The organism is Nocardia sp. NPDC003345 (assembly GCF_053589395.1).
The window spans coordinates 1-12553 of sequence record NZ_JBSFRU010000181.1; the positions used below are offsets into that span (position 1 = coordinate 1).

12 protein-coding genes are annotated in these 12553 nt (G+C 71.3%); 7 read left to right on the forward strand and 5 right to left on the reverse strand.

What is annotated here, in order from left to right:
• Together ACWDU1_RS19675 and ACWDU1_RS19680 are read right to left on the reverse strand one after the other, a co-directional pair.
• On the reverse strand, nucleotides 1-495 hold a 495-nt coding region (locus tag ACWDU1_RS19675; protein WP_450000339.1), incomplete at its 3' end, for an acyl-CoA dehydrogenase family protein.
• A complete protein-coding gene (locus ACWDU1_RS19680) occupies nucleotides 492-1646 on the reverse strand; it encodes an acyl-CoA dehydrogenase family protein (protein ID WP_450000341.1) in 1155 nt (384 codons plus the stop codon). The genes ACWDU1_RS19680 and ACWDU1_RS19675, both read right to left, overlap by 4 nt.
• A 111-nt stretch (nucleotides 1647-1757) precedes the next feature.
• On the opposite strand from ACWDU1_RS19680, the gene ACWDU1_RS19685 reads away from it, so the two are divergent.
• On the forward strand, nucleotides 1758-3428 hold the full coding sequence (locus tag ACWDU1_RS19685) for a nitric oxide reductase activation protein (protein WP_450000342.1): 1671 nt from the start codon (nucleotides 1758-1760) through the stop codon (nucleotides 3426-3428).
• 36 nt (nucleotides 3429-3464) lie between these two features.
• Here the strand turns inward: ACWDU1_RS19685 and ACWDU1_RS19690 are convergent, their stop codons facing one another.
• The 3 genes from ACWDU1_RS19690 to ACWDU1_RS19700 form a co-directional block, all read right to left on the reverse strand.
• On the reverse strand, nucleotides 3465-4208 hold the full coding sequence (locus ACWDU1_RS19690) for a hypothetical protein (protein ID WP_450000344.1): 744 nt from the start codon (nucleotides 4206-4208) through the stop codon (nucleotides 3465-3467).
• 236 nt (nucleotides 4209-4444) lie between these two features.
• Nucleotides 4445-5359, reverse strand: coding sequence for a DUF5995 family protein (locus ACWDU1_RS19695; RefSeq protein ID WP_450000346.1), 915 nt, complete (start codon nucleotides 5357-5359; stop codon nucleotides 4445-4447).
• 83 nt (nucleotides 5360-5442) lie between these two features.
• The gene (locus ACWDU1_RS19700; RefSeq protein ID WP_450000348.1) at nucleotides 5443-5871 is read right to left on the reverse strand and encodes a DoxX family protein; all 429 of its coding nucleotides are present in this window, start codon (nucleotides 5869-5871) and stop codon (nucleotides 5443-5445) included.
• Between the two features lie 175 nt (nucleotides 5872-6046).
• Here ACWDU1_RS19700 and ACWDU1_RS19705 point away from each other — a divergent pair, with 175 nt between their 5' ends.
• From ACWDU1_RS19705 to ACWDU1_RS19730, 6 genes are all read left to right on the forward strand, one after another.
• On the forward strand, nucleotides 6047-7675 hold the full coding sequence (locus ACWDU1_RS19705) for an alkaline phosphatase D family protein (protein ID WP_450000350.1): 1629 nt from the start codon (nucleotides 6047-6049) through the stop codon (nucleotides 7673-7675).
• A 324-nt stretch (nucleotides 7676-7999) separates the two neighbouring features.
• On the forward strand, nucleotides 8000-8554 hold the full coding sequence (locus tag ACWDU1_RS19710) for a MauE/DoxX family redox-associated membrane protein (protein ID WP_450000351.1): 555 nt from the start codon (nucleotides 8000-8002) through the stop codon (nucleotides 8552-8554).
• A gap of 16 nt (nucleotides 8555-8570) precedes the next feature.
• The gene (locus ACWDU1_RS19715; protein WP_450000353.1) at nucleotides 8571-8795 is read left to right on the forward strand and encodes a hypothetical protein; all 225 of its coding nucleotides are present in this window, start codon (nucleotides 8571-8573) and stop codon (nucleotides 8793-8795) included.
• Between the two features lies 1 nt (nucleotide 8796).
• Nucleotides 8797-10689: a glycosyltransferase gene (locus tag ACWDU1_RS19720; RefSeq protein ID WP_450000355.1), complete on the forward strand. Its 1893-nt coding sequence runs from the start codon at nucleotides 8797-8799 to the stop codon at nucleotides 10687-10689.
• A 122-nt stretch (nucleotides 10690-10811) separates the two neighbouring features.
• The gene (locus tag ACWDU1_RS19725) at nucleotides 10812-11840 is read left to right on the forward strand and encodes an ABC transporter substrate-binding protein (RefSeq protein WP_450000357.1); all 1029 of its coding nucleotides are present in this window, start codon (nucleotides 10812-10814) and stop codon (nucleotides 11838-11840) included.
• Nucleotides 11841-11848: 8 nt separating this feature from the next.
• Nucleotides 11849-12553: ABC transporter permease (locus ACWDU1_RS19730; RefSeq protein ID WP_450000359.1), on the forward strand; the 705-nt coding region annotated here is incomplete at its 3' end.

The window sequence follows — 12553 nt, forward strand, 5'->3', positions numbered from 1 at the left end:
CTGGCTTTCCAGCACCAGGCTCTCGTCGTGGAAGGCGCCGGGGTTGGCGTCGATGAGATCGCGCGCGGCGGCGTCGGTATCGGTGCCCACCCGCGGCCGCCGCTGCGCCGGGTCCAGCGGGGCCACCGTCGCGATGATCGAACCGGCGGCGATCCCCCGGTACAGGCCGGCGGCCGATTCCCCGGCCCCGAACCGGGCCAGGGCGCGCGGTGCGGCGACCGCGGTCGACAACCACGGACCCGAGTACAGGGCGGCGCCCAGTTCCTCGAGCACCACCGCGGTATCGGCCAGCGGTATCCCGGCCCCGCCGTACCGCTGCGGCACCAGCAACCCCGTGACGCCCAGCCCGGCCAGCCCCTGCCACACCGCGTCACCGGTGCCGCGCGGATCGTCGAGCAGTGGCCGCAGATGGTTCGATACGCTCGCGTTCTCGGCGAGGAAGGCTCGGAGGGTGGCGCGTAACGCGGTGAGTTCTTCGGTGGGTTCGAGATTCATGACCGTGGCAGTCCCAACACTCGGCCGGCGGTGAGGTTCTTGTTGATCTGGGTGGTGCCGCCGGCGATCGTCAGCGACCGGGTCGCGAGGCGATGGCGGCCCCACCGGGGATCCGCATCGTCTCCGAGCAGGTCGTAGGCGGTCTCGGCGAGTGCCTGCCCGACCTCGGCCCACACCGTTTTCGCCAGACTCGCCGAACCGGTCCCGTCGCCACCGTGCAGCTCGGCCGAAATAGCGCGGCGGCAGAGCATTTCCAGATAGGTGACCCGAACCGAGAGGCCGCCCAGACGGCATCGGGTGACCGGGTCCTCCAGGATCGAGCGGCCGTTCTTGCGCACCGGGGCCAGCGCGGCGACGAGATCGTTCAGCAGCACCTGCTGTTCGGCATAGAGTCGCGCGGCACCGGCCCGCTCGTGCGACAGCGTCGTGGTGGCCACCTGCCATCCGCCGTCGCGCGGGCCGAGCATGGCCGCCGCCGGCACCCGCACCCGGTCGAAGAAGATCTCGGCGAAATCCGCCTCGCCGGTCAATGTCACCAGGGGGCGGGCCTCGATCCCGGGCAGCGACATATCCACCAGGAAACAGGTGATCCCATGATGTTTCGGCGCCTGCGGGTCGGTGCGCGCGTAGAGCTGACACCAGTTCGCACGGTGCCCCAGCGATGTCCAGACCTTCTGCCCGTCGATGACGAAATCGCCGCCGTCGGGTACGGCCCGGGTGCGCAGCGCGGCCAGATCCGACCCGGCTTCCGGCTCCGACATCCCCTGGCACCAGATATCGTCGGCGCGCGGCATCCGGCGCAGGAACCGGTCCTTCTGGTCGTCGGTGCCGTACCGCATGATCGCGGGGGCGATATTGTTCATGCCGATCACGTTGAGCGGCATCGGAACCCGGGCCCGCGTGGTCTCCTCCGCGTAGACGAGTTGTTCGAGCACCGTCGCCCCCCGGCCGCCGTACCGTGCGGGCCAGGCCACCGCGCCCCAGCCCGCGTCGGCCATCGCCGCGTTCCATTTCCGGAGGATTTCGAAGGCGGCGTCGTCGGCGCCGCGGCGGGAACCGCTGTCGATCACCTCGGCGGTCAGATTCGCCGCGAGCCAGGAACGGAGTCCGGACCGGAAGCGTTCGGTATCGGGAGGATACGAGAAATCCATGGTTCTCCAACCGGCGACCGCGTTGACCCGTGCGGGAACGAACCCTATCGTGGAACAGATATTTGGTCAACGGTCTCCGGCCGGGAGACACGGCCGGACGGTGGGTATTTCGTGGGCGACGACGCGGGTGAGAGCGATACGGCGGGGCTGACACTGCTGGCCCGCGCCCTGGCCGACCGGGCGGTCGGGGTGGCGGCGGCCGCCCCGGGCGAACCGAGCCGGACCGACGGCCGCTACGTCTACCTGGACCCCCTCGCGTCGCCGCGCGAACGGCGGCGGTCGCTGGCGGTGCAGGCCTGCCTGATCGGCGTGGGCGGACTCGATCCGGCCGTAGTGCGCGCACTCGGCCGCGGTCCGGCACGGGCCGCGCGGTATCTGACTGTCGAAGGTCACCGCGCATTGCTGGCCCACTCGGCCCTGCTACCTCCCGATGTGCTGGACCTCGTCGACGCCGACATCGCCGCGCTGTCCGGCGGCCCGCACGATTCGCTGGCCGTCGCGCGAAGCCGCGCCCGGTTGCCCGACGCACCACGGTGTTTCGGGGTCATCCGCGCCCGGACCATCCGGACCGATGATCCGGCCGCCGCGCTGTCCACCGGCCGTCATCGCCCACGGTCCGCGCGAACCGGCCGCGACCCGGCCGAACTCGACGACACCGATCCCGGCGACGGTCTCCCCGACCCGTTCACCAGCCCGATCGGTGGCGGCGGATTCCTCGGCGGTCTGCTGCGGCGTCTGCTCGGCGCGGGCCGCGGCGGCGGCCGCACCGGGCCACCCGGCGCCGATTCCGCCGGATATCGTGGCCGGCCCCGGACTCGCGGCGCCGGCGCGGTGGCCTCGACCGCGGTCGCGGCGGCCGATGACGGCCCGCCCGGCGGGGACCGGCCCGGTGCGCGCACCTATCCCGAATGGGATTTCCATCGCCGGCGCTACCGCCCGCGCTGGTGCACGGTCGTGGAGACCGGACCGGAACCCGGCCCGCAGACGCAGGTGCCGGAGTGCGACCGGCACGGTCTCCGGCGCGCCCTCGCGCGGCTCGGCACCACCCCCGGACCGGTTCGCCGGCAGCCGCAGGGCGATGATCTCGATATCGACGCCGTGGTCGAATCCTTGGTCCGGGTGCGCGCCGGATCGGCACCGGACGAAGCGATCTACCTCGACTTCCCGCGACACCGCCGGGATCTGTCCGTACTGATTCTGCTCGATATCTCGGGTTCGGCCGCCGAACCGGGCGGCGACGGGCGGCCCGTCCACGAACACCAGCGGGCCGCCGCGGCGGCGCTCACCGCCACCCTGCACGAACTCGGCGACCGGGTCGCGCTCTACGGTTTCCGGTCCCAGGGCCGCGGCGCGGTGCGGTTACCGGCGGTGAAACGGTTCGACGACCCCTTCACCCTGCGGGAGCGGCAGCTGCTGCGGGGCCTGGAGCCCGGTGGCTACTCGCGGCTGGGAGCGGCCATCCGGCACGGCACCGCGGTCCTGCGGGCGGAGGGCGGAACCACGCGACGTCTGTTGCTGGTGGTATCGGACGGGCTGGCCTACGACCACGGCTACGAACGTGCCTACGGCGCCGCCGATGCGCACCGGGCACTGGCCGAGGCCCGGGCCGGCGGCATCGGCTGCGTCTGCCTGACCCTCGGGGCGCCCACCGGGGACGCCGAGCTGGCGGCGGTATTCGGTAGCGCCGCTCATGTGACGGTGCCCGATACCGGATATCTGGCCGGGGTGATCGGGCCGCTGTTCCGCGGCGCGTTCACCGCCGGTGCCGGGCACCGGCGGTGAGCGCCGCCCCGGCACGCCCTAAGAAAGCGCGCGTTCCTACCGGCCCGCGACCCGGTCCGCCGGACCGCCGACACGTTCGAACATCTCGCTCAGCGCACCCAGTACATCGGCCGTCTGGTCGCCGGGTCCACCGCGCGTATGCGCCGCCACGGTGAAACCAGGGCCGAAGGACGCCGACGCCACCTCCGGCGGCGGCAGGTCCGACCAGCCCCATTTGCTGCCCTGGACGCCCGGCAGTCTCGCGGTGCCCCAATCCTGCGCGGTCCCGTCGGCCGCCGTCGGCGGGGCCGTCGCCATCCACAGCAGAATGGGCGAACCCGGGTCGGTGGACTGCTTCGCGGCGAGGAAATCGGCCACGTCGGCACTGCTGGTGGTCGAGAGCTGCCAGCCCGGGCCGGGCGAGGTGCGGTCCAGCCCGTACTCGGCGGCGACCGCGCCGATCGCTTCCGGGTATTTGGCCGCGACCGTATCGGCGGCCGCGTCATCGGATACCCGGATCATCCGCTCGGCACAGAGCCGGTCCGCGGCGGAACCGTCGCCGTGGCGCAGGGCGTAATCGGCCAGGTAGAGCTTGGCCATCGACAACGCGCTGCGCGATTCGTCCGCGTTCGCGGTTTCCCATCGGATACCGCCCGGGCCGCGCAGCGCCAGCGACGTCCGGTCCGGCACATTCTGGGCGGGGATGATCTCCACGCCCGGGCCGGCTCCCGCCGGCACTGCGATTCCCCCACTGCAGGCCGTCGCGACGAGCATCGCCACGACCACGGTCCGGTAGCTCACGGCTTTCTCCTCTGCCTCCGGTACCTCGAACGGGGTCCGGCCCGCACGATGAGACCGGAAACCGGCGCCGGTTTCCCGGCCGGTCACCGCGCGCGACCGTGGGCGTGCGAGCTCGGCTGCGGGTCGGCGCTCCTTTCGGGCGAACGGGACACGGTCCGCAGCCGACGGGTACCCATTTTTCCCGGTCTGAACAGGCGGCATCTCCGGATCATGGCGGACGACGCGCCGACCGGCGGCTACAGCCCGCCGTGCGCCGCGAGGACCTCGAACGCGGTATCGGCACTACGCCACAACACGTCCATCTCCGCGCGCACCGCGGGCGCCGCGGCGGGATCCTGGAGCCCGAGCCCGTTACCGAAGATGACCACATTGGCGCCCGCGTCGGCCAGCCGCAGCAGCGGCCCGGTGGCCACCCCGGCCCCCAGCACCGCGTCCAGCCCCTCACCCAGGAAGTAGAACCGCCACAGCGGCCCGAGGTCGGCGCCGTACACCGCGTCGGTGATATCGACGATGAGGAAGCCGTGGCTCGCGATGGCGTCCACGATCCGGAAATGGTCACCCGCGTTCGCCGGAACGGCGCGGGTGGCGGCCACGGCTTCGGCGAGATCCATCGTGAGATGGGCGTTGTAGCCGGCCATCGCCACCCTGGCCGGGGACAGGTCGCACTGCCGGGCGAGCCGGAAGTAATGGTCCCAGTGCGGTGCCATCGGCGCCGCGGTGAACTCCGCGTGCACACTGCGCAGAAACCGCAGCAGCAGGTCCAGACTGATGCGATGCGCCCATTCCGGGTCGTCGAACGCGGCCGGGTCGCGTTGTAGCGGCATCACCGCCGCGTGTTCTACGGCGTCGAGTCCCACGGCGAACAATCCGCGCCGGTCACGGTGGGCGACCAGGATCTCGGTGATCCGCCGGTTCCGCTCGACCGCGCGTTCCAGGCGCATCGCGGCCGGGCCCGCGCCCTCGTCGCCGAGCACCGAGGTATCGGACAGCGCGACGATCTCGGCGGCGGACTCGGGAGATATCGGCGCACCGCAGGCGCTATCCGGCGCGGCGGCGTCCGCCGGTGGGCCCGCCGCGATCACCGCGCAGGCGGCAGACCACAGCCCGGCGACGAGCACGAGCGAGAATCTCGGGCGAGCGCGGCCGGTCATACTGTGTCACTCTCGGTCGGGGAACGATCCGGGCCTGGGAATCACACGGTGACGCCGGCGCACGGTGGCCGGACGAGCGGGTCTCAGCGACGCGGCGTCGCGGTCGACCACAGCGCCCACAGCACCAGCAGCGGCTGGAACAGCAGCCGCGCGAAGCGCAGCTCGTCGGTATCGAGCCGGAAGGCCGATCGCTGCCCGCGCCATTGCGCGATATTGCCGGGGAACACCGCGACGAAGAACAGCGCGGTGATCCGGCCGAGCCGCACACGGTCCCGGGTGAGCACGGCCAGCCCCGCGCCGAGCATGATCTCCACCCCGCCCGAGGCCATCACGACGCCGTCCTTGTCCAGCGGCACCCAATCGGGCACCTGGGCCTGGAAATCCTTCCGGGCCCAGAACAGATGACTCAGTCCCGCGAAGATCAGCGCCCCGGCGAGCAGCAGCCGGGCCACGGTGCGGGGACGGGTGGTGGGCGGCGGAGGCGGAGGTTCGGTGCTGTCGGCACTGGCCATAGGCGGCAGCGTACCCGCGCCGCCGCACCCGTTCCGGGGATGCGGCAGCCGTGTCGCCCGCCCGTATCAGACGCCGCCCGTATCAGACGCCGCCCGGTCACCGGCGACGGGTGGTTCGACTTGCCCTACGCCGCCGGGTCGGCTGGGATCGGACGATGTGAGCGGAGAAAGCACCGTGCCGAGAATCGGCGGTCCCACCCTGGGCCGCCGGACCCTGCTGCGAGCCGGAGCGGTGACGGCCGCCGCGGTCCCCGCGGTGTCCCTTCCGGCCGCACGGGCGGAGCTTCCGGTGTTCGCCCACGGTGTCGCCTCGGGCGATCCGCTACCGGACGGGGTGATCCTCTGGACCCGCATCACCCCGGACCCCGGCGCGGTACCGGGTTCGGGGACGGGCCCGGCGGTCGCCGTGCGCTGGGAGGTCGCCGCCGACGAGCGGTTCGCGGTGGTGGTCGCCGGTGCGACCGTCACCGCGACGGCCGACTCCGACCATACGGTGAAGGTCGACGTCCGGGGGCTCGCGTCCGGCCGCGATTACTTCTACCGGTTTCTCGCCCTGGGCCGGAGCTCGCCCGTGGGCCGTACCCGCACCGCACCCGCCGGCGACGCCGTACCCGGGCGCCTGCGCTTCGGGGTCGTCTCCTGCTCGAACTGGGAGGCCGGCTATTTCGCCGCCTATCGCCATCTCGCCGGTCGTGATGATCTGGACGCCGTCATCCACCTGGGCGACTATCTGTACGAGTACGCGGCCGGCCGCTTCGGCGGCCGCGGCGGCGCCGTGCGGCGGCACGAACCGGCACACGAGATCGTCTCGCTGGCCGATTACCGGATCCGGCACGGCCAGTACAAGACCGACCCCGATCTGATGGCACTGCATGCCGCGGTGCCGTTCATCTGCACCTGGGACGACCATGAATCCGCCAACAACTCCTGGGCGGGCGGGGCCGAGAATCACGATCCCGGCGAGGGCTCGTGGGCGGATCGCCGCGCCGCGTCGGCCCGGGCCTATCTGGAATGGATGCCGGTGCGCGCGCGAACCGCCGGCGGCACGGTACAGCTGTACCGGCGCCTGCGGTTCGGCACGACGGCCGAGCTGTCGATGCTGGACCTGCGCAGTTACCGGGACGCGCCGCCGCGGCCGGGCTCGCGCGACGCCGACGATCCGGCCCGCACACTCACCGGCGCCGCCCAGCTGCGGTGGCTCACCGCCGGGCTGACCTCGGGGTCGGCGCGCTGGCAGCTGGTGGGGAACTCGGTGATGATCGCCCCGCTGCTCTTCCCGCCGCTCGACCCCGGGACCACCGCGGCGGTGACCGAGGTGCTCGGTATCGCGCGTTCGGGCCTCGCGCCCAACACCGACCAGTGGGACGGCTACACCGCCGATCGTAATCGCCTGCTCACCGCCCTCGTCGACGGTGGGGCAACCGATATCGTCTATCTCACCGGCGATATCCACAGCTCCTGGGCCGCCGATGTACCACTCGATGCCGCGCGCTATCCAGATGGTCCCACCGCGGGAACGGAATTCGTGGTGCCGTCGGTGACCTCGGCGGGTATCGGCGATCTGCTGCACGCGCCCCCGCGTACGGCGAGTATCGCGCTCGAGGAATCGGTCCGGGCGCTCAACCGCCATATTCATTACGCCGAACTCGACTCCCACGGTTACGGACTCCTCGACATCACCGGCGAGCGCGCATCGATGGAGTGGTACTACGCCGGGGATGTCACCGATCCCCGCACGGCAATCCGGCTGGGCGCGCGCGCCTCGGTCTCGCCCGGCGGGCGTCTGCGATTCGGCGGGGACTGAGCCCGCCGCGCACCGCATCCGCTGCCGTCCGGGCGGCCCGTGCCTCGAAATCGTGAATGCCACACCATTGCCGGGTTCCCCGTCCGCCCGGAGACCGGACACGCCGGACCGACCGGGAGGAACACCGGAAATCTCCGGACCTGCGCACACCGGAATCGGGCATGGCCACCCGGGCCCGGTTTGCGGAAAGGCTGCCCGACGCTATACAACGGAATACGAAAGCGCAGTGCCACAGCGGACCCGACGGGGCGCGTGCCGGCGGTTCCCGGCGGGCCCCGGCGTATCCGTCGCATATTCGTGTAGACCCCATCCGAAGGAGTCGTCATGGTTCTGCCGGTGCCCTGGGCCGCGTTCGAGCTGGCGACCCGGTTGGTCGTGGGCGGTGTGCTGATCGCATGGGGTCTGGCCATGCTCCACTCCACCGCGACCCGGCGCGAGATCTGGTTCGCGGCCTATCAACTGGTCCCCGCCCGGCTGGTGCGGCCGATCGCACAACCGATTCCCGCCGTCACGCTGCTCGCCGGAATCCTGCTGCTGTCGGGCGCATTCGGAATCGTGGCGGCGATCGCCGCCGCCACGGTGCTCACGGCCGTCGTGATCGCACCGGTCGCGGCCCACATCCGTGGCCTGTCGCTCACCGGCGGCGGTCTCCGCCGGCTCGGCCCACTACTGTCCGGGTACGCCGTACTGCGCAACGCGCTCTTCCTGTTCGCCGTCGTCCTCATCGGGTTCCGGGGAACGACCGCCCCGGCACTCGATGCCCGGGAGATATGGCTCCAAACCGCCGCGGTCGCAGCGATATCGGTGGCCGCGGTCGCGATCACCGTCGTCCATCGCGCGCGGGGGCAGCGTCCTCGGCTCGCTGCCCTCTCCGCCTGAGCGAAAGGGAGTTCCGATGTTTTCTCGCCGCAGTATGTTCCGCTATTCCGGTGCGGGGGCGCTGGCCGCACTCGCCACGGCCGTCTTCCCGGAGTTCGCCCGCGCCGAGGCTCCGCGCCCCGGGCGTCCCGGGCACGGGGACACGGCTCGGGCCTACGGTTACGACACCTACGGCGACCGGCCGTATGGGTACGGGGTGTACGGATATTCCACGTCCCCCTACGGCTACGGACCCCGTTAGCGTGACCCGAACCCACGGCGGCCACGCCGCCAAGGCCCACCGCGCCCCGCGCCACGCCCCGGGGCCGCGCCGGCGTTTCGGCATCGCGCCGCTGACCCTGGTCGGCGAGTTCGCCACCGATGCCGGATACCGGTGCGCCAACGAATCCCTGGCGCTCGGCCTGCACGAGGCGGGCGCCCGGGTCAATGTGGCATCCCTCGATCCGGATCCCGCCGGCTGTTCCGCGGAGTTGCTGGCCCTGCTCGAGAAGTCCTCGGCCAGGGTGGACGGCCCGGTGCTCTACTCCGGCTGGCCCGGCGCGCCGGAGCCCGACTGCCTGCTGGGCACCGATCTGTTCATCAGGACCACCTGCGAGAGCTCCCGGATCCCGCCGCATTGGGTGCGGCAGCTGAACCGGGCGCGGGCGGTGATAGCGCCCAGCCGCTATGTCGCGACCGTCTTCCGGACCTGCGGCGTCACCGCGCCGGTGCACATCGTGGCCGCCGGTGTGGATACCCGGATCCACGCCCTGCGGGAACGTCCGGTGCGCAGGGGCCTCACCACCTTGATGGTGGGCATGATGGAACCGCAGTCGGCGAACTATCGCGAAGGTATAGCCGCCTGGCGGGAGGCCTTTCGCGGCGATCCCGGCGCGCGGCTGGTGATGGTATCGTGGCGCGGCTGGCCCGACTGCCATATCGCGGCCGATCCGCGGATCCATATCGAAACCGTCACCGGACCGGTCCGCACCGACCCGAGGTGGTACGCCGCCGCCGATGTCGTACTGGCCCTGGGCAACGAGGGGTCGCCCACCGTCGCCCTCGAGGCCATGGCCACCGGCCTACCCGTGATCGCGACCGATTCCGAAGGTCACGCCGACCTCTGCCGCGACGCCGCCGATCTGGTGCTTCCGGTCGAACCGGCCACCTGGCGCCCGTACCGGCATCCGTTCGGCGAGAGCGGCCACGGCGCGGTCGCGGTCCCGGACACCGGTGATATCGCCGCCCGCCTCCGATGGGTGGCGGCGCACCGCCTGGAAGCGGTGGATATGGGCCGCGCCGCGGCGCGCTGGGTCCGGGATCACCGCGATATCCGGCGCTGCGCCCCCGAGGTACTGGCGGTGATCGAGGAGCATCGCCGGACCCGGCGGTCGCTGCGCGCCGACGGCGCCGCCGCCCGGACCGGCCGCCTCCGGCCCGTCCCGCCGGTTCCCGAACCGCCGGTACGCGCCCGTGAGCGCACCGCGCGCCGCGGCGACCCGCCGCTGTGGAGTCTCGCGGACCGCTCCGCGCCGATCGGCGTCGTCACGCTGTGGACGCCGGACATCGCGGAATGGGCACGGCCGCACGCGGAGGACAAGTACGCCTACTGCGCCCGCCACGGTTTCGCGTTCTACGGCTACACCGGGGTCTTCACCACCGCCCGGGCGCCGCACTGGTCCAAGATCCCCGCCGTCCAGCGCCATCTCAGCGATCACGACTGGATCTACTGGACCGACGCCGACGCCGCCATCACGAATTTCGATGTGGACCTGCGTGATCTGTGCGACGACGACTACGACCTGATCGTCACCCACGACGAACTGGGCCTGAACTCGGGTAGTTTCCTGTTGCGCAACAACGCCCGCGCCATCCAGCTGCTGCGCACCACCTGGCGCCACGAGGTGTCGGCGCTCTTCTACGAGCAGACCGCGATGACCCGCGCCATCGCCCTGCAGCCCGAACTACGGGTCAAGGTGGCGGCGAAGCGGTCGATGAACAGTTTCTGGAACGAGCACCGGCCGGGCGATTTCATCGTCCATGCCGCGGGCCAGCCGACCGACGCCAAGATCGCGCTCCTGGAGGCCTTCCGCGCCGACGCGGTGGGCCGGACCCGTACGGCCGGCCGGCACCGCGAGGGCCGGACCGGAGCATAGTTCGAATCGTCGTCGCTTTAATCATTCCGGCGGGCGGCCGACGTTGCTTCAATGCCGGAATGTCTCAATTTCGGTGCCTCGCCGGGCGTCTCCGGCTCCGGACCGTCGCGATGATCCTCGCCGTGGCAACGGTTGGGGTCACGCTCACCGGTTGCGCGGCCGGCGACGACCCGGGAGCCGTCTCACTCGATACCCCGCTGCCCACCGAGATCCCGCCGGGCACCACACTCGTGATCGCCGATCAGCAGGAACGATTCCAGACGGCGCTGCGGGCCTCGGGTGAGCTGGAGAAACTGCCGTTCGAGGTGGAGTTCGCCAATTTCATCGGCGGCCCGGAGATCCTGGAGGCGTTCCGGGCCGGTGCGGCCGATGTGGCGCCGGTCGGTGACGTCCCACCGATCCACGCACTGGCCGCGAAACAGGATGTGCCGATAGTGGCGGCGTACCAGACCGATCCGGACGGTATCCAGCTCGCCGTGGCTCCGGGTGTCGCCGCGGCCTCGGTCGCCGATCTGCGAGGTAAGAAGATCGCCTACGCGGAAGGCACCGCGCAGCAGGCGGCGGTGCTGCGTGCCCTGAGCCTGGCCGGGCTCAGCACCGCCGATGTCGAGCTGGTGCGGTTGCAGTTGTCCGATTTCAACGATGCCGTCCGCACCGGGCAGGTCGATATCGCGCCGTTGAACGAGCCGCGGCTGACCCGGTTCCTCCGGACGCCGGGCGCCACGGTGATCCCCGCCGAGAAGACCGAGGGGATCTATTTCGGGCTCGGTTACCTGTACGCGCGCCGGGAGGCGACGGCCGAACCGGCGAAGGCCGCGGCGCTGCGGGCGCTGGTCGGGGCGTTCGTGCGTGCCTTCCACTGGACCAACACCCACAGCGACGAATGGGCGCGCATCTACTACATCGAGAACCAGAAGCTCAGCGCCGAGGATGCCGGGCGCATCGTGGACTCCCTCGGCGAATTCACCTTTCCGCATCTGGACCAGCGGCTGGTCGATCAGCAACAGGCCACCATCGACGTGATCGACGCGGCCGGTGAGCTGCCGCGCGATATCGACGCCGCCGACGGATTCGACCTGCGCTTCGACGAGGTGATCACGCAGGCCGTCACCGCGGCCGGTGCCCGGTTCGAACAACAGGAGAAACGCTAGTGGCGACCATAGATATCCTCGCCGGGACCAGATCCGGTACGGCGTCCCGGCCCGCGACCTCCCGTCCCGCACGCCGGCCCGTACGACTGGGCCCGGGTCGCCCGATCCCCTTCGGTTTCGCGATCGGGCCCCTGTTGCTGGTGTTGGCCTGGGTGCTCGGATCCGTCTCGGGCGCACTGGATCCGGAGACGCTGCCGGCGCCGTGGGATGTGCTGCGCACCGCCTCGGATCTCGCGGCCGACGGAACCCTGCAATCGAATCTGCTCACCTCGCTGCAGCGCGCCGCGATCGGCTTGGCGCTCGGTGTCTCGATCGGGGTGGTGCTGGCCCTGGTGGCCGGCCTGAGCCGGATCGGCGAGGCGGTGGTCGACGGCCCGGTGCAGATCAAGCGGTCGATCCCGACACTGGCCCTGATTCCGCTGTTCATCGTGTGGTTCGGTATCGGTGAGGAGATGAAACTCATCGTCATCACCGCCGCGGTCCTGGTTCCGGTCTATATCAACACCCATGCGCAGTTGCGCGGTGTCGACGCCCGCTACGTCGAACTGGCGCAGACGGTGGGGCTGTCGCGGTGGGGTTTCATCCGCCGGGTCGCGCTGCCCGGGTCGCTACCCGGTTTCTTCACCGGCCTGCGGCTGGCGGTCACCATCTCGTGGCTGGCACTGGTCGTGGTCGAGCAGGTCAACGCCACCAGCGGTATCGGTTATCTGATG